The organism is Zhongshania aquimaris (genome assembly GCF_019312595.1).
Classification (GTDB): Bacteria; Pseudomonadota; Gammaproteobacteria; order Pseudomonadales; family Spongiibacteraceae; genus Spongiibacter; species Spongiibacter aquimaris.
Genome location: NZ_JAHWDQ010000003.1, coordinates 318,801 through 339,414 on the forward strand (window position 1 = coordinate 318,801; position 20,614 = coordinate 339,414).

The following is a 20,614-nucleotide window of genomic DNA, read 5'->3' on the forward strand; positions in this document are numbered from 1 at the left end:
CGAGATGAGTATAGACGCACTCACCCATCCCCATTGGTTAATGCATCTTGCCGGTGGCATGGAGCTTATTGCTACACCCTTATTACTACTCGGGTTTTGGAATCCAATTTATGGGCCGCTGGGTGCCGCCCTGCTCACTGCAGTGATGATTGGCGCTTGCTACACCAACTTTACGCAGCGACCAGCGGCCTACGGCTGGGGAACACTAGTGTTAGTGATACTTTGTGCTACTCTCGCCGCGCACTTTGCAATGCTTACAAATATTCATTACTGGTATTTAAGCTAAGTTCACGCCGGATAAAAAACCACAACGGGTATTTCGCGATCCGTTGCCGCTTTATAACTGGCGTAGGGCGCAAAGTAAGCTTCCATTAAGCTCCACAGCTTTTCGCGCTCCTCACCCTCGGCAACTTTCGCGACGGCTTTGAACTCATCGTTAGCAACTTTCAATTGAATATCTTGATTAGCCTGCAGATTCAAAAACCAAGCTGGATGTGCAGGCGCCCCACCTTTAGAGGCAATCACACAAAAGCCACCATCATCGGTAGGTCTATAAATTAAGGGCAGGATTAATGTATTCCCTGATTTACGGCCCTTTGTGGTCAGCAATAGCGTGGTTATCATGCCTTCGCCACCACCCAAACTCGCATCCCAAAGATGCCCAGCCTCACCATCGTCAAGATAAGTATTAATATGATCACTCATCCACGATGGAAGATAATCCGGAAGCTTAATATCTGTCATGCTATAACCCCTATCTGTTTAACTGCTCAAATTTACGATCTGGCCATTAACACTACATGGCACTAGCCGTTACCAGCTAGCGCCATAAAAATCACAAACAGACTCGCAACATTTTATGCTAGTTGCTTCACTAGCGCTTCGCCAACTGCCTGCGCACTCGCTGGGTTTTGACCCGTAATCACACGCTCGTCTTCAACAACAAACACACCCCACGGTTGCACCTTGCTATAACGTGCCGCATTACGCGCCAAAGATTCCTCCAGCAGAAAAGGCACATCTGCCAGCGTGCCGTAATCAATCTCTTCTTCTCGTGTAAAACCTGTAACCGACTTACTCGCTAACAGCTTCTCACCCGTACTCAGTGTAATGGGCAGCAATGCGCCGGGACCATGACATACCGCCGCCAAGACTCCGCCATTTTCATAATGTGTTGCACTAAGTTTGGCAAAGTCTTCATTAGTCGCTAAATCAGACAGCAAACCAAATCCACCGGGATAAAACACCGCAGCGTAATCTTCAATATTTATCTGCGAGACCGGCAGCGTGTTATTAATACGGTTTTGAAATTCTTCGTTATTTAAAATTGACTCATTAACGGTATCGCCCTCTATATCAGTGCCATAAAGCGGTGCTTTACCGCCTTTAATCGAGGCGATGTCGTAGTCTAAGCCCGCCGCTAATAATACGTGTAGCGCATGAGTCAGCTCTGGTGAGTATGTCCCATTTGCTTGGTCTGTCTCACCCAAGCTTGCGTGGTTTGTAACTGGAATCAGTACTTTCTTCATAACTATTTCCCTACCTTCTACGTATTGAATTGGCTTTCTTATAGCGTGAAGCCATCATAGTAGATGACAGATTAAGCAACAATATGATAATTTAGCAAAGTACTATTGCTAATTAGCAACAACCGGGTCGGTATGGACAATTTCGAAGGTATTATCGAATTCGTTGCCGTAGCAGAAAGTCAGGGATTCTCAGCGGCGGCAAAACAACTAGGCTGCAGCACCAGTCACGTAAGCAGGCAGGTGTCCCGGCTAGAAATCCGCCTAGGCAGCGTATTACTCGCCCGCACTACGCGCAGTGTCAGCCTCACTGAAGCTGGACAAGCCTACTACCGCCAGTGCAGAGACCTCGTTGACGGCCTTCAGCAAGCCAACGAACAAGTCAACGCCCAACAAGTTCAGCTTAATGGCACATTACGTGTTAGCGCAGCGGGACCATTCGCAGAGCAATTTGTTGTTCCCGCACTCATTGAATTTGCAAAGTGCCACCCAGAACTCACCGTAGATATCGATTTCAATAGCCACAAAGTTAATTTAATTGAAGACGGCATCGATTTCGCCATTCGCTACGGGAAATTAGAAGATTCAGGTTTAGTGGCACGCAAGTTACTGCCTCGACCCTTAATGGCCGTTGCCAGTAAAATATACTTAGAACGTTATGGCTGCCCTACTCATCCCAGCCAGCTAAAAAGCCATAGCTGCATCGTAACTAATAATAGCCACTGGCAATTTGAAGACACCGGCACGCCATTCTACGTAAAAGTGAACGGCCGCTGGAAAAGTAATAACGCCCATGCGGTGGTCAATGCCTGCGAACAAGGTCTTGGCATCGCCTATATGCCACGCATCAATTTTTTACCGTCGATTAAAACGGGGACCCTAAGCGCCATATTAGAACCGTACTGGAGCCTAGGATCTGGCAGCTGGATCGTCTATCAAAACCGCCGATTTCTGCCGATGCGGGCACGGCTCGCCATTGATCATTTATTGAGGTATTTTCGGGATTGGGAGGAGTAGAAAGCAGAGCTGCGCGAGAAAATACCCAAGCTAATTTACGCTAAAACCTGATGTAAGCACTTATACAATATAGAACAAGCAACGCAAATCGCCCCAAGGCCCAATATAGGCCTTAAGGCAATTATCCGCGCAACTAGGCTTTATCTAAAGCTTGGCTGACGTCGGCAATAATATCGTCGATGTGCTCAATACCAACCGATATCCTAATCAAATCAGCACTGACACCCGCAGACGCCAGCTCTTTTTCATTCAACTGGCGATGGGTTGTAGAGGCAGGGTGACAAGCTAGTGATTTTGCATCACCAATGTTCACTAAACGTAAAATCATCTGCAGCGAATCTATAAACCGTGTGCAGGCTTCAATACCACCGATAACACCAAAACTTAAAATACCAGAAGCTTTTGAATTAGTGATTTTCTGACAAGTTGCGTAATAAGGGCTATCTGGCAGCGCCGCATAATTCACCCACGCTACCTTTTCATGTTTCTGTAGGTAGATCGCTAACTTTTCAGCGTTTTCACAATGACGCTCCATACGTAAGCCTAACGTCTCTAAGCCCTGTAAGAGTTGGAATGCATTCATCGGTGATAGCGCAGCACCGGTATTCCTCAACGGTGCAACACGACAACGCCCAATATAGGCCGCAGCCCCTAAGGCTTCCGTGTAAACCACACCATGGTATGAAGGATCAGGCTCATTCAAAATAGGGAAACGCGCCTTATTGGCAACCCAATCAAACTTTCCAGAATCGACTATTACACCACCAATGGTTGTGCCATGCCCCCCGATATATTTAGTGAGCGAATGCACAACAATATCAGCACCAAGTTCAAATGGCCGACATAGGTAAGGTGTAGCAACCGTATTATCTACAATAAGTGGCACGCCATGCTTATGCGCTATCTCAGCTAATCGAGTAATATCTACAATATTGCCGGCAGGATTACCAATTGATTCACAAAAAACCGCTTTGGTCTTTTCATCTATAGCACTTTCAAAACCCTCAAAATCATCGAATGAAATCATTCGCGCTTCCACGCCCTGCCGTGGCAAAGAGTGGGCAAAGAAATTGTAGGTGCCACCGTACACTTGGCTAGTACTAACAATATTATCGCCCACCTCGCAAATACACTGAATAGCGTAAGTGATCGCCGCCATACCCGAGGCAACACAAAGTGCTCCAACCCCACCTTCCATTGCCGCAATACGTTGTTCAAGTACTGCGTTTGTCGGGTTCATAATACGAGTATAAATATTGCCCGGCACTTTCAAATCGAATAAATCTGCACCATGTTGAGTATCATCAAAAGTGTAGGATGTGGTCTGATAGATTGGAACAGCCGCAGCTTTGGTTGTTTCTTCTGAGGTGTAACCTTCGTGTAGTGCAATGGATTCTAATTTCATGCTATTCCTACATGATGTGTTGATTGTTATTAAATTGGCACCTGCCCCAGTATCTGCATCATAAAATGACGCTGCAATTATTATGGGCAAGGCATAGTCACTCAAGCTAAAGGTTCCTACTTACACCAGCTCTTGTCGAGTAGTGGCAATATACTGATGAACCTGGTGTTCAACTTCCTCATCAACCATCACCTCCGGGCGACGATCGTTAGGACAAGGCATACGTGGCGCTGTACCAAATAAACGACAAATCAAGGGACGCTCGGCATACACGGTACAACCACTAGGCTCAAGATGTACGCACCTAAAATCATTTAATGCCGCATCATGCTCTGCATCAGATTTTACCGGCAAACGAGACATTTCTTCCGAAGAAGTAGTAACTGGGCCGCTTCAATCGTGGCAACCCGGCACGCATTCAAACGACGGAATATTCTCCCGCAGGCGCGCGACAATATCGCGGTTATTATACATTCCATCCCCATTACGAGTACAAAGCCACGCGTTCAGCGCCATTGCTATTTTACTAAATAAATCCAGTATTGCCTTAATATCTTACAGAACATCATCTATGGTTACTATTCGGCAAGCCAAGCTTAGTTATTTTTCATTGACGTAACGAGTAAAATTAACGTCAAAAAAATCAGCGCGTCAAATCCGAAAAAGTATATGAACTAAAAAATAGCGATTAAAACGCCATAAAACAACGACGACCGATGGCAGATATCAACATACGGATGCGCCTCCCCCTTATCTGAGGCCATAATTTGCTTATATTTCCAAATACCAGACAACAAGCCAACCAGGAAGAATACGCCAGCGGAGATTATTGCTAAACTTTCTGCCATTTCCATACTTATCTACGCTCAAAATCAAATTTAAACACACACCAACTAAGTCAAAATAAAATGTTGCCAATGTCATTTAGCGGATATCACCCATCAAACAAACGCCAACAATAAGTCAAAGAACGCAACTTTGAAAACAAGTTGTATGAACGGCCATCCATAACCAGTCTTCAAGCTTACTTTTTGCGCTTAGGCAGGGTTCCCATAGTCTTACAAATAATGCTCAGCATCACTTCATCGGCACCGCCACCAATAGAGGTTAGGCGGGTGTCGCGATAAGCGCGGGCCACTGGGTTGTCCCACATATAGCCCATACCGCCCCAGTATTGCATACAGCTATCGGTCACTTCACGAAGCAAACGACCCGCCTTTAGTTTTGCCATAGAGGCTTTGCGAGTCACATCAGCACCATTGATATAGCCTTCTACCGCATTGAAGGTAAGCGCACGCAATGCCTCCACTTCAGTTTGCAATTCAGCCAAACGAAAATGCACCACTTGGTTATCCAGCACCGACTGGCCGAATATCTTGCGCTCATGGGTGTAATCGATCGTCTTATTAATACAATCTTCCATTGCCTTTAAACTGCCGGCGGCGGCAAATAGGCGCTCTTCTTGGAACTGCAGCATTTGATAGATAAAGCCATGTCCCTCTTCACCGATAAGATTGCGCTGGGGCACTCGCACATTGTCAAAAAACACCTGCGCGGTATCGGAAGAGCGCATACCCAATTTATTTAATTTCTCAGAAAAAGAAATGCCTGGCGTATTGGTCGGCACAACGATCAGTGATTTATTTAAATGGGGTTTGTCATCACTGGTATTCGTCAGCAGGCACAAATAATCTGCTTGGGTAGAATTGGTGATCCACATCTTAGAGCCGTTGATCACATAATCGTCGCCATCTTTTTTGGCGGTGGTTTTAATTGCAGCCACATCTGAACCGGCGTGGGGTTCGCTTACCGCAATTGAAAACACCGCGTCACCAGAAATAGCGGGAACTAAAAATTCTTTGCGCAATTCATCACTACCAAAACGCGCCAAAGCCGGTGTCGCCATATCGGTTTGCACGCCAATCCCCATGGACACCCCACCGGTTGCGATGCGGCCCAACTCTTCAGAAAAGACAATTTGATAGCTGTAGTCCAAGCCCATTCCGCCGAACTCGACGGGCTTGCAAATGCCAAGCAACCCTAGCTCACCCATTTTTTTAAACAATTCATGTGCTGGGAAAATACCGTCTGCCTCCCATTGGTCGGCATGGGGGTTAATTTCACTGTCGATGAACTTTGCTGTGGTTAGCCGTATGGCTTCATGCTCTTCAGTAAGAATCATGCATTACTCCGTAATAGGTATTATTTAAGAGGCCTTAGCCAAATAGGTCAGGAACGTTTTCAAAGGGGTACGGCGTTGGCGAAAACAAGGACTTGTCTTTACCAATAGCCTCAATTTTTTGAAACGCTGGGCGCGCCGTCATCCGCTTAAAATAATCAAGTACCTGTGGCTCATAAAACTGTGACAAACCCAAGCCGTCGCCAAGATACAAGGCATAAGCGATGGCGATATCGGCAATAGTGAAACGGCCGTCACATAAAAACTCGCGATCTGCCACATGTGTATTTAGGCGCTTTAACCGCGCCAAAAACCACTTGTAATAGTCCTCAACAATCTGAGGCTGACGACGTTCAACCGGCTCTAGCTGGGAATAACGCAATACCAATGTTTGCGGAAAAGTCAGCGTGGCATCGCTGTGAAACAGCCAGTTGAGATAGTCCGCGTATTCTTTATCGGTCGACTTCAAACCAAAATCGTAGCGCTGGTAACGCTCAACTAAATACAAGCCGATCGCAGACGACTCGGTCATATCGATATCGCCATCGACAAAGTACGGTACCGTGCCCAGTACATTTACATCGAGAAATTCACGTTGGAAGACACGCGGCGGGAACGCCAAGACCTCTAAGTCGTAATCGATGCCCATCTCTTCCATCGCCCAAAGGGCGCGCAATGATCGAGCCGTGTAACAATGCCATAGCTTTGGTTTATTGCTTGTGTTCATTATTAGCCCTTTTACAAACGATATTGACGCGCGGCGAGATCGCGCATGATTTCTTCAGAGCCACCGCCGATCGCATTGACCCGCACTTCGCGATAAAAACGCTCAACCCGATTACCACGCAAATAACTTGCACCACCCAAAATTTGGCTGGCCTCACGCGCGCAATACTCCATTGTTTCGCTGGCCTGCACTTTTGCCATCGCCAAATCGCCGGGATCGCAGCGCCCCTCAATATAGGCTTGAGTCAGGTATTGGAGATAGGTTTGGGTGGCGTTTATTTTCTGTTTCATAGTCGCAATTTTGTGGCGAATCACTTGATGATCGGCTAGACGTTTGCCGAAGGTTTTACGCTGTTGAGCCCACTCCACCGCATCTGCCAAACAGGCCCGTGCAGCGGCTTCCATGGTGACTGCCAAGCTTAAACGCTCAGGGTTAAAGTTGGTCATGATGACCAGAAAGCCCTGCCCCTCTTCGCCCAATAAATTCGCTACCGGCACATGCACATTGTCAAAATAAATTGTGCCTGTATCCGCACACCACCAACCCTGTTTTCGGTCCAAAGGCGTTCTGGCAACACCGGGAAGATCCGTCGGAATCAATAACATCGACACCCCGCGCCCACCCTCTCCACCGGTTCGCACGGCAGTAGATACCCAATCGGCATTCATCACACCCGATATAAAGGTCTTGCTGCCATTCACAATAAAGTGATCGCCATCACGCACGGCAGTGGTCGTAATATTGGCCACGTCCGAACCGCCAGAGGGCTCGGTGATACCAAGTGAAATACGCTTGTCGCCCGCTAATACGACTGGCGCGACGAGCTGCTTTATGGCATCGCTGCCATAGTTAATTACCGGCGGCAAACCAATACCGTGAATCAATAAATTACTGATCAGCCCACCTGCAGACCCCGCCCGCGTGAACTCTTCATTGCAGATATTGATATGCCACTGATCGATACCCTCGGAAATACCGCCGTAGGCTTCCGGGTATCCCATTTGCATCACCCCGATGTCGGCGGCCTTTTGCCATAGTTCATCGGGGATTTTGCCGGCCTCCTCCCAGTCATCCAGAAATGGCACCACTTCTTTTTCCAGCCATTTACGAAGCTGGGTACGCCACTCTTCGTGTTCTGGCCGTAAATGCGGATTAAACAGACGTGCGCTGTCAAAGCTAAGCGACATGGGTAATCTCTTTTGTCGTTATGAATACAAGTAATGAGCTTAGTATATACCGCTGTGAGCGCTTGGCTTGGGCATTGGTGCCAGCCAAATCGGGAATCGGTGCCACACGCGATAGGTGCTTTGGGGAGTTAATTACTTTTGCGGAAATCTCTGGGGGATACGCCGTACCACGATCTAAAGGCAGCTGAAAAAGAACTTTGATCCATGTAGCCAAGCAAGAAGGAAATATCGGTAATACTCAGGCGCTCATCTCCCAAATACTGTTGCGCTAGCTCGGCACGCAACTCTTGTAGTATTTGCAAAAACTGGGTGCCCTGCTCCGCCAGGCGGCGCTGCAAAGTGCGACGGGAAATATTTAAGGCCGCCGCAACCTTATCTAGCCCCATCTCCCCACTGGGCAGTAACCGTAGCAAGGCTTTACGCAGCGCGATAATAAAATCGCTGCTCTCGCTATTTTCCTCAAATAAATGCCGTATAGGCTGCGCCAACACCTGCCCCCAGTCAGCATCTAAGCCAATCAATGGGTAATCGAGACAGGCGCGATCGAAATATAAACAACTCACCGGCTGATCAAACCGCAAATTATCTCCAAATTGCTGCCTTAACAGGCTTAAGTCCTGCGGCTCGGAATAAGTAAAATGAGCCGCGCGAACTGGTATGGGCTTAACACAAACCGAATTCACAATGGCCGCCGCTACGCCCAGAGAGGAGTCGGATAAATAGCGCTGGCGATTGGTCGCCTTATCTAAAGGCTGCCAATCCAGGCACAGATACTCTGACTCACGACGAACCGTCACTTCGCCAATGTCGCCCACAATACGCAGTACGCTGGGCATCACGTTTAGGTATTCCCGAAATGTTTGGCAGCCCGAACAGGCATATAGCTGAAGATTGAGGCGATTAATGTAGTCAATACGACCAACATAAAGGCCAATATCTGGGGTTTGGCTAGCGTTTGCCACGCAGTGATAAAGGTGCAACAAGTCGGCAACGGGAAACTGCCTGTCCGTATCTAACACGTCCGCTGGCGAAAAACCCGCCTCGGCGACTAGGGCGTCAAGGTCGGCATCAAGTGCCTTGGCCGCTTGAAACAAGGTAGTCAACGCTGAGCCATTCACCGACCACGCACGGTCCTCGCCTGACGCTGAACGGGCCGCAGAGACTTGCATGGTGGTATCAGTTAGCGTCATTCTTCTTGCGTTCAGTGATATTGGGAGGCCATAGCCGGCATGTGATGCCCACTATAAGCTTGGGCATGCTAACATTGCGCGCAGCACAAACGTCTTATACTTTGCAGTTAGGCGCTACATCATAACAATGACAAGGGGGCAAAAATAGTTGAAAGCCTTTGAGTTTCACACCACAAAATCTATTATCGTCGAACGTGGCGCCGCCGCGCGACTAGCAGAACGTATCCGCGACATGGATTGCCAATCAGTATTGATAGTGAGCGACCAAGGCGTGGTGAATGCCGGCTTACTAAACCCAACATTGGAGAATTTTGCCGAGCAACACATTCCCGTGTCGGTCTTTCCTGATGTGGTCGCCGACCCTGCTGAAGCCATCATAGAGCGCGGTGTTTTGGCCGCGAAACACTGCAAAGCTGACTGCATTATTGGCTTTGGCGGTGGCAGCTCTATGGATGTCGCTAAACTTATTGCCCTATTGGCCAATAGCGAACAAACACTTGCGGACGTGTATGGCGTAAATGCCGCCACTGGCCAACGGCTACCGCTAATTCTAGTGCCAACGACCGCTGGAACGGGATCGGAAGTCACCGCAATTGCGATAGTCACCACAGGTGAAAGTGAAAAGAAAGGCGTAGTGTCGCCCCTATTACTTCCCGATATTGCCCTGCTCGACGCCGAACTAACACTTGGCTTGCCCAAACATGTCACTGCGGCGACAGGTATTGACGCGATGGTGCATGCCATTGAAGCCTTCACAAGCAAACGCCTAAAGAACCCCATATCTGACAGCCTCGCTAAAGATGCCTTGCGGCTATTGGCCGCGAATATACATACCGCCTGCCAGCACGGCGAAAACATACCGGCGCGAGAAAATATGCTACTCGGCTCCTGCCTGGCGGGCATGGCCTTCGCCAATTCCCCAGTCGGTGGTGTACACGCTCTCGCCTACCCTGTTGGCGCGCGCTTTCATGTCCCCCACGGCTTATCAAATTCACTTATGCTAAATGCCGTATTACGCTTTAATCTGCGGGATGCCGAGCACCTCTATGCAGAACTCGGCGACGTGGTATTCCCCGCTGCCTGCGGCACACCACACGACCGCGCCATGGCACTTCTGAACTACCTAAAAGACCTTCCCACTGAACTTGAAATTGCGAATTCATTAAGAGAGGTCGGTATCCAGGAAAGTGACGTTGAACTGCTGGCAAAAGATGCGATGAAACAAGAGCGGCTGTTGATAAACAATCCACGCGAAATCCATTTGGCCGACGCTATCGCGCTTTACAAGGAGGCCTTGTGAGCGACAAGTCCGCAATTCCCACTCGCGCTGATTTTCCACACTTTTCAGAAATTCAAACCCGCTGGCATGACAACGATGTTTATCAGCATGTAAACAACGTGGTGTATTATTCATTTTTCGATACCGCCGTTAATCAGCATTTGATTAACAGCGGCGCCCTCGACATTGCCAACAGCCCCGCTATTGGCCTGGTCATAGAAACTCAATGTCGCTACTACTCCGCGGTCAGTTTCCCCGACCTTATCGTCGTCGGTATCAAAGTAGAACACCTTGGCAATAGTAGCGTGCGCTACCAAACCGCTATTTTCCGCAATGACGAAACGACGGCGTCGGCGGTCGGTAATTTTGTTCACGTCTATGTAGATCGCCACACCAATAAGCCTGTTAGCATTCCCGACAAAGTAAGATCGGTACTAGCACTCCTTCAACATGATATTAACGGGTACAGTTAGTCCTAAGGCGGTTCAGTGCGCGGCGTTTTCTGGAAAGCATAGTGGGTGGTACGGCATTCCGGCTATGGCGAGAGGAAATAACAAAGCAATGGACTGCCGTAGGCCGCCAAATAAGCTCAAAAAAATATTACTTTGGCTGCTCGCCAAATGGAGAAACAATGTCAGAAGCGCTATCTAATCTCATTGAATTGCTAACACTTGAAAAAATTGACGAGAATATTTACCGTGGCCAATCCGAGGCTACCGATTGGGGCCGCGTGTATGGTGGTCAAGTTATCGCCCAAGCATTATCAGCCGCTGCACAGCAAGTTAGCCCCGAACGCCATATACACTCTTTCCACAGTTACTTTCTAAGACCAGGGGATCCGGATTTCCCTATTATTTTTGAAGTTGAAAGCAATCTCGATGCGGGCACTATTTCAAATCGTCGCGTGAAAGCCGTTCAACGCGGACAAACCATCTTCTTCATGACCAGCTCATTTCAACTCAATATTGATAGCTACGATCATCAAAGTGAAATGCCTGTAGTACCACCGCCAGAAGGTTTACCGCAGGAATTAGAACTGCGCGAGGAGGAACTGCGATTTGCCCCAGAGGAATGGCTACCAAAATTCAACGCTGTTCGCGCCATAGACTTCCGCGCCGTAAAATACTACGACATGAAAAATCCTGTTAAAGGACAGCCGACCAAGCAAATATGGATGCGCCCCAATGGTCGCCTGCCGGACTGCCAAAGCATTCACAATTACTTGCTGGCCTATGCCTCAGACTTTTTCTTTTTAGCCACCGCAAGCCAACCCCACGAAGTGTCTTTCCTAACGGAAGATATGCGCATGGCAACGATTGATCACAGCATGTGGTTTCATCGACCTTTCGATTTTAACGACTGGTTGCTATACGACATAGACAGCCCCAGCGCCTCAAATGGTAGAGGGTTTGTGCGCGGCAAGATTTATGATCGTGCGGGAAGACTCGTTGCAAGTAGCGCGCAAGAAGGCATTATGAGAAAAAGACGGGGGCAGTAAGTCCCCCCTCAATAAAGGGCAAATCTCTGGCTACGGTAATCTTTAACATGTCGGAAATCTTAGGCAATCGTTAAGAATTGAGCGCTAGCTTACCTGTATCGCAGTAATAATAAATAAGTAAGCTTTTATGCGTTGTACAACTCCATTATTGGTTATGCTTGCCGTATTAAGGGTCAGCAGCAATGCAATCTTTTTAGCCGAAGAAAGTGGTGCTCGCGACACACAATATGACTGCATCAAAGCGGGTGCCCCCGAACAGAGCGAGACAAAGATTACCCAGAGCATAGACGACGCTACAAATATAGAAACTGACTCGGCGGCAACAAACAAAACTGGAAAAATCGAATCTATAGACATTATCATCAATCCAATCTTCGACGAAAGCAAACCCCAAGAAAAAAATTGGCTGTTTCGACTAGCGAACAGACTGCATATCCCAACACAGAAAAAAGTCGTAAGAGACGATATTCTTGTTGACGTTAACGACCCAATAAATCAAACCCTCCTAGATACTAGCGAACGAATTCTTCACACCCGTCACTACGCTTAACAAATCTAGCGTTACCACGACTATCGACCCCAGCTCATCGGCAGGCAGGCATAGTTTAAGTATCACTAAAAAATCATAATATCTCAATGGCCCAAAGCTGCCACTGGACATATTGTCAAAATGGGTATTTATTCTTTCTCAATTAGCTAGAACCCCCTAACTAGGATCCAATACGGGAAGCTGAGATTAAAAATGACAATATCATGCCCTTCGCTATTCAGATATTGATAGGGAGTAACCGCACAGACCTATTTAGAAATCGTTCGGGCTGCGAGTATCTAATCGATTTAATACTAACGGAAATACCAAAATAAATGGCACTCAACAAAAAAATATAAACAGGAGATTAAAATGAGCAGAATCCAAATTTCACAGGGAATTAGAATTATAATTACAGCCTGTCTAGCCGCCACCTCACTCAGCGCATATGCTGACAGATTGCAAAACGTGTTAGTTCAGGACAGCAGCGGAAAGGGCACGCAAGCCCTAATCTGCTTAGGAGATAAAACATCTCCAGCTAGGTATGGCGGCATCTATACCGGCGACGATGGTAGAGCGAGTATTCTACTCCCTGAATTTAGCGGCAAAAGGGAGATTATTAGCCAATTCCATTTGAGCGCATCAGGAAAAGCTGGCGGAACTACAAGCGTACAATTTAGTGACAAAATTGGTAAAGAATTAAGGCTGACGCTTATAGAAGATAAAAAAGTTGAATGTGCTTCGTTCAAACCTGCACCACTAAAGCCGGTTAATGGCTACCCGGGCGTCGAACGTATTCTCGCCTTGCCACCAGAGGATAAGCCACTATCCCCAAGCCAAGTAGATGCACTCATTGGAGCAGCGAAGCTTGGAAAGATCACGAGAATTTCTGATTATTACAAGGGCGGAAGCAAGGCAGCGACGACCACTACGCCGCCCGCCGACGCAAACCGCAATATTGAAGAAAGGTGCTTTGGCGCAGCCGGATCGCAATGTGGCTTTGCTGGAGGACAGAATGGCATTTCAACATGCCTACCTGTATTTGGGATAAATGGTTTTGTAAACTGCCGCATAAACGATGGCAGTTGGAATCATGATGAATGCTGCGTCAGGAATCCAAATGGGTTTCTTTGCGGCGGTGAACCTGCTGGGCCAGGCGCTGCTTGTACAGCCGAGTTCAACGCAGCCTTTGCGGTAAATCTAACGCCATTCTCTTGGAACAGGCTGGTCAATATCAACACGATTGACCGCGATGGCCGAGTCGATCGCCCGCTTTACTGTGCAAAATCCGGATCAATTGTTTTCAGTGATCAAGCGTCACTATGTTGCGACGGATCTCGCGCACTCAACGTATTCGACGTCGCTGCGTTCACCAACAGAAATGGCGCATGGATTCCAGCGCTTCCCTTTACAAGGATCTGCAAATAGATCACATAACTATTTTTTAAATCCAAAAGCAATGTGTTAATTTCGCCCAGCCATCCGAACACAGTTCGGATGGCTCTATTTTTCGGTGCCTGTTTTTAAAGGTATATACGCGACCGAGAAAGTATTCCTATTATCGCCAAAAAAGCAAAAAACATACAACTTCAATATTACACTTCTCGACTGCAAGAATGGCAGCCACTATCGTCTTACCCACTAACGTTAACACTCTAGTTTAATTAATAATTATCAAAACTTCGTACGACATCTTAAAAATAAAATTACACACCGCAAATGTATTATCTGAATAAGCCACCCAAAGTTTTCATAATATGTTAAGAATCATCTTTTAAGACAGTGATTACATTGTGATTACCGAAACAAACACTGCCGGATAACGAAAACCAACCAGGCTTAATTTTCTGCACCTAATCCGATTTAGCACAAAGGATATAGTGACCAAGACGTTAATCCTGCCGCTGACATTGCTCCCCGATCAAGCATCAATCTCGGCCGTCACCTGAGTGTCAAACACGACTCTAAAAAAATGTCGCCCGCCTAGGGCAACCCCCAAGCATATCCAACTTCCTATTTTTGAAAAACATGCTATAAGGTTTATCGGGACTAAAATAAAAAATAGGCATAGTCAACTACCAGCGAAATAATATCACGCCAAATTAATTGATCTACATATGACTTGATTCAGGAATCGTTCATTTAAGTCGTCGTAATATTGCATTAACTTGTTGTAAAGGAGCGGTGATTTGAAAGGACTCTAGTGCAAGGAATAAGTGTTGTAGTAGTTAATAAAAGTCGGTTTAAAACGACGAGTTACGCAATTACCTATATTTATGGAGCTTCAAACATGAAAACACCTCGCTTAATTAATAGCAAAAAATCTACACGGACTGTCCTACAGGCAAGCCTATTAATATTCACAGGGACATTAGCGACCGGCAGCGCCTTCGCACAAAAGACCCCAAATACATCATTTCAAAATGCAAAACCAAGCACCCAGCAAAGCGTAAAGCTAAGCCCAGCCGTGCTCAACGAGATCCGCATCCGAGTTGCTCCGAAACTATCTAGCGCGCAAGTAGAAGCCCTACTTAGTAATTTGGCATCGATGAACTACACTCAGGTTGCCGCGCTCACTAGCGGTTCCGCATCACAACTTGAGCGGTTGATTCCCGGAGTTTCGGGCACTGCAAGCTCCGTAGGGCAGTCGCCACTAAGCAGCGCTCGGCAAGCTAGCACCAGTGGCAATAATGCGACACAGAAAGGCGTCCAGCAACAAAAGGATATGCGCGGCGGATTCAATACAGGTAGTGGGTTCAGCTCAGACGATGAAGATCCTACTAAAGGCCTCTCGAAATTATCCGTAGGCGGCACGACTGTTGCCGATGAAAAAGCGAAGAAAAGCGCCAAGGGCTTTCCTACGACTAATCCCGACACCGGAATAACGGTGGACAAGCGTGAAGACGGCAGCTTCTCAATCTCAAACGGCACGCAGAAGGAGTATTACGACAGTAACTACAAGCGTGCTAAAGATCCACGCGACCTAGACAAGAAAAACCAAAAAAGTGAGCCTGTACCCGACGGCAATGCTGGCGACTCTGGCTTCGTATCGCCAGAAGAGTGGCGCACCATTCTCGCAATGCTAGGATCTCGCGGCAGCCCAGACAAGGTGGCAAGCAATCCCGGTGCAGGTGGTATGAAGGTGCCGACCACCACCACGGCCGGCACGCCAACGGATTACACCGCGTCTCGCACCGTTGATATGGTGCAGCTGCAAGAGATCATTCGGGTGTCTGTCGAAAAACTAGGACCAAAATTATGATGCCTGTGAGCGGCGTTTGCCGCCTACCAAACCGCGTCCTAGCTCAGTGCCGTACTTTGGCATATATATGCGTTGTGCCAGCGCTGTTAGCGACGACTTTATCCGCCGCTGCAGCACCTAGCACAAAAATAAACCTGATCGCACCGGCGAACACAGCGGGAAATTGCAAAACTCAGATGCCAGCGACGGCAACAGCAGAGAACCGATGGGCGTCGGTAGATTCAAGGGGGGAGGCAATAAGACTCGCTGCCGGTAGAAGTATTGTTGTTGACGTATACGGAACGGATCTCGATCAGGTAAGTAGTGTTATTGTCATCAACGGGCGGAACAGTTTGCCACTGGAGGTCCGCCTAGACCCTCAGGGAAGAAGTCGTAGAGACGCTAAACGCAACCTGACGTCGCACTGCATCGAAGCAGGTTCAGTGCAGCTTTCCTTTGCGACGCCTGATACTCAGACAAAAGTATCTGAACATAAGCTAATACTGCGACTAAGTGACGGGCGCGAGACTGAGCCTGTAAAGATACAAGTATTTCCACTACCCGATGTTAAATTAGTGCTGAATGAACGTGTCAACCGCTCTCGCAACTTTACCTGTGCTGGCGCTACAGGCAGTGTAGAAGCAAGCAGTGACTCGTTCCGAGTTACGTTCCCAGCGGGCGCTGGTGGCGACAACCGATGCGCAGCTGGGGAACTGGCTGGGGAACAGATCATGCGACTACCTCAAGAGCTTGGTGGCCACAAATACCATTTTGTAAAAAGTTTTACACAGACGTTTGTGGCATCGCGAGAAAGCACCTGCCTTGCGCTTTCTCGTCCCTTTGAATCACTCGACTATCTCAATGATCCTATCGGGGCAAAACCAATCCGTTTTCCGTTCGGCCCATTAAACCTGTCACACCAAAGTTGTCAGGGCACAATAATCTTCGAGCGGACTGGCGGCGCGCCAGTTGCAAAGTTTAGTTCAAATCTGACGCTAGACCCGACCCCGGTTTTCGCCACCGGCCCGGTGTTTTTCCCGCGGCCAATTCCTGCGAGGCCTGGATCAAGCTTCCGCGTCACTTTTAATATCGGATCACCCAATCCGACTGGGCAGCTCATTACGTATCGCTTGACAGACTCACAATGTTTTCGAGCAGGTCGTAACACCTCGTACGCCCCGGGACTTCCGTTCAACACAGTCACGGTTCCAGCGGAGAGGCGCAGCGTAACCTTTGAATTACAGGTCGTTCCAGATGCCATTGAACGTGGCTGTTCAACCAGTGGCGCGGTGCTACCCCATGCTTTAGAAGCATGGGCGGGGAACGCAAATCTGAGCGTTACTGCGAATCCATTCTACATAAACGGACCGATCAGGATAGAACCTTGATGTGATGTCTTGGGCTATTGATTTCGGTAAATATTAGCTCTACCAATCGCAGCTCGGGCAACCGAGTTGCGTCTACCAAAAACAGCATGATTCAGAATTTAAATAGGCAAGCCGTGGCGAGGGAGTGTTATGAAGCGTCCTCCCCCACTTTACAAAAAATCGATACTGACCTGCCGAATTAGCCACAACCCTTTTGCGAAACACTATTTAGAAGTCTTTTACTAAAAATGGAATTATATTTCAGAAACCTGAGAGGAGAATTTTATGCGTATCACAACAGTGTTAACTGTAGCAGGTGCTTTTCTAATATTTGCGTCACCCGCGATGGCAAGGTCCATTGCCTGCCCATCTGGGCCTCTACACGCAGAGATCATAGACCCACCTACTGGATGGTCCCCAGTTAAAGACTCAGGCGCATTTTCAGCTGCCCTCGTAGAAGGCGTCGGCGCCAATCTCGCACTGATCTGTGAATATGGCGAAGCCGGACGAGTTACCTCAGAGCCACCACCTGGTGAACGTGTTTGTCGGGTTTCCGGTACAGGTTTTGACTGTCGCCGACCTGTAAATACCGATGAGCTAGGACCACCAGTGGGAACACTGCAATTAGTAGAGGGTGACACTGTCGATCTCGACGTCGCACCACCACGTAAAACCATTAAATTTTCACTAACAACTAAATCGACGTCATTTACAAAGTCTATCGACTTCATATTCGCAAATTTCGTAAATACAGTAGACCAACCCGGCTATGATCTGGAGAGTAGTTCACGCGCCTCGCCATTCGTTCGTAGATTCCCCCAATCCAACGAATGTCCGTTTGGTGGTACAACGTCAACTGGCGTCTATTTCCCACTAATCGACCCCAATACACGAAACATCCAGACCGGCCCCATGTTTGCTTGCGTAACGACGTCGTCAGGGAAATGGTATTTAACCCAGCTCACCAAAATTTCACGCAGCCATAATAAAACACGCGCAACATTAACGTGGTGGCGATTCTAATAATTGCTAAATAAGTTAGGCCGGCTTAAACAGTCGGCTTTTCCAAAATACACAAGCATATCAGCGTGTCAAAATTGTGTAAGCGGCAGTAAATATAAGATCAATAATATATAGAGTCACTGTTTCATCGTTAGCATTGCAATACAAATAATATCGACGCATGCCTTCGATTTAATCACTATCGCACCCCGTTACCCTGAACATTTAAATAAATCGCTTAGCTGAAATAGTGTTAGCCACATTAAGTTCGATTCAGGGGTGATTCAGCTTTGAAAATATATCATTGAGTTTAACTTGTTACAGAGGAGCGCTGGTAAGAAGGGACTCTAAAAACAAGGAAGAAGTGTTGTAGTAGTTATAAACAAGTCGGCATACAAACCGAAAAATTACGCAATCAACAAGATCTAAGGAGCTTCAAAAATGAAAACATCAATTCATATCGCAAAACACGCGAGCCTACTAACTGTAATGGCGTCAGTTTTAAGTGCACTTTTAACTAGTCCTATTGCTCACGCATCTGGTGAGTATGTACTCAGCAAACCAGTAGGGGACGACATGCGCTGTACCAGCGTCAATGGAAACTCTGTTGGAATTCGAGACAGTAGACTCGTCCAGTCCATGGCTAACGTGGTTTACCGGGCCGGCTCCAACGAGCAGTATCTAGACATCGAAGGTGGAGTGGTCAACTTCTCGGTCTGGGGAAATGTAGACCTCGCCAAGTCGATCACGCTTTCAGGAATATCAAATGGTCGTGTTGAGGTAATGGACCGTCACGGGGGCGCGGAGAATGCAGCACGCGGATGTGGTGCTATTGGGTCAGTGGACCTAAAGATCACAACGCCAAATCTACCGGCCAACCAAGATACTGGAACACTGATATTTAGCTTTAACAGTGGCAGTACTTTTCGTATCCCAGTAAAAGTGTTCCCTTATCCCAATAAATTAGCTTTGGGCTGGCCCATCAGCGGCACTTTTAACGGCGAACCTGCAGGTCCGAATATGGAGTGCATGCGCGCTAATGGGGGATGGAGTGTCGTTCGCGGCGACACACTGGAAATAGGTTTCAACCCTGACGGACCTACGCCTAATTGTCCGCTGTTTCGCGCTAAGTTCTCCGGCCTGCAGGGTGGACCGCACGACCTTCACAGCGGAATAGGACTAAAAGACGGCAAAGCGATCACCTCGGCCTCACCCATTCCATCTAACCGTCTCTATGGACCAGTCGCAAGTGGCGTCAATTACCCCTTCAATCTCCGTGGCCGTCCCAGAGACCAATTCATTGCACGGGACGCAATTACCGGCGAAATTGATGCCATTAACATTAATTTCGACGCGGTACGAAATTGGTTTAAGCCACCACGCAACGGCCTAGTTCAGCTTGCCCCACGATTTGATGCGATTGAACAGCAGGTAGTAATTAGTTCATTCAATAATGTTGGAGGTCTTGTGCAACCACTCAAAGTTAATATCGTCTTTTCCAAGGCGCAAGCCAAAAGCAATTTGACCGCTACATTCGCCGCCTTTGTAAAGGACTGCAAGCAGCGGGTAGTGCAGGTCACAGACCAGTCAACAAGTGGCCTGCAAATCACAGACCGCGTCTTCGGATTCGGTGACAGATCATCTCAAAGTCTGGGCAACTCAACCAGCACAAGCCATACCTACGCAAGTGATGGAAGTTATGTCATTGAGCTCACAGTTGCAGACAGCGGCGGCAATACCAAAACCGCGACGAAACAGATCACCGTCAACTCCCAGTCCTGCGGCAGTAGCACTACAACCCCGCCGCCACCACTAACTGGCGGCAGCAAGAATATGCCGAACATCCACCCACATGTTCCTCCACTACAAGTTTATCTGCGCCGAATTGACGAGCTGAACGGCAACATAATGATTAACAACAGCTTTTGCACCGCACTTGGCAAAAGTAACGCCGGCGAAGTAGATGTACCACCAATCCAATGGGGCGCGTCCTCGGCTGGAGCGTCGGCACCCAGTGTGCGTGTCGAGTTACGCGACGATGCGAGTAATAACTTGATTTCAAGTTTCGATACAGCTCCCCTTGTAGGCAATGGCGCCGCCGATATGCGAACTAACTATGTCGGACGCCCAAGCCGTATCAATGTGGTCAAACTGCCAGGGAGGAAAGGCGAAGTTGCTTGCTTCATCGACAGCAAATTCGGCAAACCGAAGCTTGATCCAAACCGCTTCCTGATAAGGGTAGATACGCTAAATCGCGTCAGCGAAGGCCCAGATTCGGTCGGCGCAGAAAGCGACAACGAGCTGCGGTTCTAATCTGCCTAGGTATTCCACGTCAAGGAACATCTATGATGAATCAACGCTAGAAATAAAGGGCGCCGAGGAAACTCCGCGCCCTTTAACATTTCTGCGACTCATTCTATATTGAGGGCGTCGCGCAATCACTACTCGACTATCGTCGTCCTCCTTT

19 protein-coding genes and 1 pseudogene are annotated in these 20,614 nt (G+C 48.0%); 11 read left to right on the forward strand and 9 right to left on the reverse strand.

Annotated elements, in window-relative coordinates; all coding sequences use genetic code 11:
- Positions 1-4 precede the first annotated feature (4 nt).
- Positions 5-286, forward strand: a complete 282-nt coding sequence (locus KXJ70_RS13050) for a DoxX family protein (RefSeq protein WP_219043949.1) — start codon at positions 5-7, stop codon at positions 284-286.
- A gap of 2 nt (positions 287-288) precedes the next feature.
- On the opposite strand, the gene KXJ70_RS13055 is transcribed toward KXJ70_RS13050, so the two are convergent.
- The gene (locus KXJ70_RS13055) at positions 289-744 is read right to left on the reverse strand and encodes a nitroreductase family deazaflavin-dependent oxidoreductase (RefSeq protein ID WP_219043950.1); all 456 of its coding nucleotides are present in this window, start codon (positions 742-744) and stop codon (positions 289-291) included.
- A 113-nt stretch (positions 745-857) separates the two neighbouring features.
- Positions 858-1,529: a type 1 glutamine amidotransferase domain-containing protein gene (locus KXJ70_RS13060; protein ID WP_219043951.1), complete on the reverse strand. Its 672-nt coding sequence runs from the start codon at positions 1,527-1,529 to the stop codon at positions 858-860.
- A gap of 132 nt (positions 1,530-1,661) precedes the next feature.
- Between KXJ70_RS13060 and KXJ70_RS13065 the strand changes: the two genes are divergently transcribed.
- Positions 1,662-2,543 carry a LysR family transcriptional regulator gene (locus tag KXJ70_RS13065; RefSeq protein ID WP_219043952.1) on the forward strand — a complete coding sequence of 294 codons (882 nt, stop codon included), beginning with the start codon at positions 1,662-1,664 and terminating at the stop codon, positions 2,541-2,543.
- A gap of 133 nt (positions 2,544-2,676) precedes the next feature.
- Here the strand turns inward: KXJ70_RS13065 and KXJ70_RS13070 are convergent, their stop codons facing one another.
- The 7 genes and pseudogenes from KXJ70_RS13070 to KXJ70_RS13100 all read right to left on the reverse strand — a co-directional run bounded on the left by KXJ70_RS13070 (position 2,677) and on the right by KXJ70_RS13100 (position 9,231).
- Entirely contained in the window at positions 2,677-3,948 is a 1,272-nt protein-coding gene (locus KXJ70_RS13070) for an O-acetylhomoserine aminocarboxypropyltransferase/cysteine synthase family protein (RefSeq protein WP_219044231.1), read from the reverse strand.
- 120 nt (positions 3,949-4,068) lie between these two features.
- A pseudogene (locus tag KXJ70_RS13075) lies at positions 4,069-4,317 on the reverse strand (YkgJ family cysteine cluster protein); the annotation flags it as partial.
- Between the two features lie 305 nt (positions 4,318-4,622).
- A complete protein-coding gene (locus tag KXJ70_RS13080; protein ID WP_219043954.1) occupies positions 4,623-4,802 on the reverse strand; it encodes a hypothetical protein in 180 nt (59 codons plus the stop codon).
- Between the two features lie 170 nt (positions 4,803-4,972).
- A complete protein-coding gene (locus KXJ70_RS13085; protein ID WP_219043955.1) occupies positions 4,973-6,130 on the reverse strand; it encodes an acyl-CoA dehydrogenase family protein in 1,158 nt (385 codons plus the stop codon).
- Between the two features lie 34 nt (positions 6,131-6,164).
- On the reverse strand, positions 6,165-6,854 hold the full coding sequence (locus KXJ70_RS13090) for a glutathione S-transferase family protein (protein ID WP_219043956.1): 690 nt from the start codon (positions 6,852-6,854) through the stop codon (positions 6,165-6,167).
- Positions 6,855-6,865: 11 nt separating this feature from the next.
- Positions 6,866-8,041 carry an acyl-CoA dehydrogenase family protein gene (locus KXJ70_RS13095; protein WP_219043957.1) on the reverse strand — a complete coding sequence of 392 codons (1,176 nt, stop codon included), beginning with the start codon at positions 8,039-8,041 and terminating at the stop codon, positions 6,866-6,868.
- Positions 8,042-8,169: 128 nt separating this feature from the next.
- The gene (locus KXJ70_RS13100; RefSeq protein ID WP_219043958.1) at positions 8,170-9,231 is read right to left on the reverse strand and encodes an AraC family transcriptional regulator; all 1,062 of its coding nucleotides are present in this window, start codon (positions 9,229-9,231) and stop codon (positions 8,170-8,172) included.
- A gap of 148 nt (positions 9,232-9,379) precedes the next feature.
- Between KXJ70_RS13100 and KXJ70_RS13105 the strand changes: the two genes are divergently transcribed.
- From KXJ70_RS13105 to KXJ70_RS13145, 9 genes are all read left to right on the forward strand, one after another.
- Complete coding sequence (locus KXJ70_RS13105) at positions 9,380-10,531, forward strand: iron-containing alcohol dehydrogenase (RefSeq protein WP_219043959.1); 1,152 nt, start codon at positions 9,380-9,382, stop codon at positions 10,529-10,531.
- Positions 10,528-10,983: an acyl-CoA thioesterase gene (locus tag KXJ70_RS13110; RefSeq protein WP_219043960.1), complete on the forward strand. Its 456-nt coding sequence runs from the start codon at positions 10,528-10,530 to the stop codon at positions 10,981-10,983. The genes KXJ70_RS13105 and KXJ70_RS13110 overlap by 4 nt, the downstream gene beginning before the upstream one ends.
- A gap of 158 nt (positions 10,984-11,141) precedes the next feature.
- Positions 11,142-12,008, forward strand: coding sequence for an acyl-CoA thioesterase domain-containing protein (locus tag KXJ70_RS13115; protein WP_219043961.1), 867 nt, complete (start codon positions 11,142-11,144; stop codon positions 12,006-12,008).
- A 127-nt stretch (positions 12,009-12,135) separates the two neighbouring features.
- Positions 12,136-12,558: a hypothetical protein gene (locus tag KXJ70_RS13120; RefSeq protein ID WP_219043962.1), complete on the forward strand. Its 423-nt coding sequence runs from the start codon at positions 12,136-12,138 to the stop codon at positions 12,556-12,558.
- 351 nt (positions 12,559-12,909) lie between these two features.
- Complete coding sequence (locus KXJ70_RS13125; RefSeq protein WP_219043963.1) at positions 12,910-13,965, forward strand: hypothetical protein; 1,056 nt, start codon at positions 12,910-12,912, stop codon at positions 13,963-13,965.
- 862 nt (positions 13,966-14,827) lie between these two features.
- Positions 14,828-15,799 carry a hypothetical protein gene (locus KXJ70_RS13130; RefSeq protein WP_219043964.1) on the forward strand — a complete coding sequence of 324 codons (972 nt, stop codon included), beginning with the start codon at positions 14,828-14,830 and terminating at the stop codon, positions 15,797-15,799.
- Positions 15,796-17,166, forward strand: coding sequence for a hypothetical protein (locus tag KXJ70_RS13135; protein WP_219043965.1), 1,371 nt, complete (start codon positions 15,796-15,798; stop codon positions 17,164-17,166). Before KXJ70_RS13130 ends, KXJ70_RS13135 begins: the two co-directional genes overlap by 4 nt.
- Before the next feature lie 264 nt (positions 17,167-17,430).
- The gene (locus KXJ70_RS13140) at positions 17,431-18,168 is read left to right on the forward strand and encodes a hypothetical protein (RefSeq protein ID WP_219043966.1); all 738 of its coding nucleotides are present in this window, start codon (positions 17,431-17,433) and stop codon (positions 18,166-18,168) included.
- Positions 18,169-18,588: 420 nt separating this feature from the next.
- Positions 18,589-20,460 (forward strand): PKD domain-containing protein, encoded by a 1,872-nt coding sequence (locus KXJ70_RS13145; protein WP_219043967.1) that lies wholly within the window; start codon positions 18,589-18,591, stop codon positions 20,458-20,460.
- Positions 20,461-20,614 lie beyond the last annotated feature (154 nt).

Coding starts and splice junctions, on each gene's coding strand:
- KXJ70_RS13135 (WP_219043965.1), top strand. CDS start 15,796: ATGATGCCTGTGAGCGGCGTTTGCCGCCTACCAAACCGCGTCCTAGCT.
- KXJ70_RS13115 (WP_219043961.1), top strand. CDS start 11,142: ATGTCAGAAGCGCTATCTAATCTCATTGAATTGCTAACACTTGAAAAA.
- KXJ70_RS13140 (WP_219043966.1), top strand. CDS start 17,431: ATGCGTATCACAACAGTGTTAACTGTAGCAGGTGCTTTTCTAATATTT.
- KXJ70_RS13130 (WP_219043964.1), top strand. CDS start 14,828: ATGAAAACACCTCGCTTAATTAATAGCAAAAAATCTACACGGACTGTC.
- KXJ70_RS13070 (WP_219044231.1), bottom strand. CDS start 3,948: ATGAAATTAGAATCCATTGCACTACACGAAGGTTACACCTCAGAAGAA.
- KXJ70_RS13125 (WP_219043963.1), top strand. CDS start 12,910: ATGAGCAGAATCCAAATTTCACAGGGAATTAGAATTATAATTACAGCC.
- KXJ70_RS13060 (WP_219043951.1), bottom strand. CDS start 1,529: ATGAAGAAAGTACTGATTCCAGTTACAAACCACGCAAGCTTGGGTGAG.
- KXJ70_RS13095 (WP_219043957.1), bottom strand. CDS start 8,041: ATGTCGCTTAGCTTTGACAGCGCACGTCTGTTTAATCCGCATTTACGG.
- KXJ70_RS13065 (WP_219043952.1), top strand. CDS start 1,662: ATGGACAATTTCGAAGGTATTATCGAATTCGTTGCCGTAGCAGAAAGT.
- KXJ70_RS13090 (WP_219043956.1), bottom strand. CDS start 6,854: ATGAACACAAGCAATAAACCAAAGCTATGGCATTGTTACACGGCTCGA.
- KXJ70_RS13080 (WP_219043954.1), bottom strand. CDS start 4,802: ATGGAAATGGCAGAAAGTTTAGCAATAATCTCCGCTGGCGTATTCTTC.
- KXJ70_RS13085 (WP_219043955.1), bottom strand. CDS start 6,130: ATGATTCTTACTGAAGAGCATGAAGCCATACGGCTAACCACAGCAAAG.
- KXJ70_RS13100 (WP_219043958.1), bottom strand. CDS start 9,231: ATGACGCTAACTGATACCACCATGCAAGTCTCTGCGGCCCGTTCAGCG.
- KXJ70_RS13050 (WP_219043949.1), top strand. CDS start 5: ATGAGTATAGACGCACTCACCCATCCCCATTGGTTAATGCATCTTGCC.
- KXJ70_RS13145 (WP_219043967.1), top strand. CDS start 18,589: ATGAAAACATCAATTCATATCGCAAAACACGCGAGCCTACTAACTGTA.
- KXJ70_RS13055 (WP_219043950.1), bottom strand. CDS start 744: ATGACAGATATTAAGCTTCCGGATTATCTTCCATCGTGGATGAGTGAT.
- KXJ70_RS13120 (WP_219043962.1), top strand. CDS start 12,136: ATGCGTTGTACAACTCCATTATTGGTTATGCTTGCCGTATTAAGGGTC.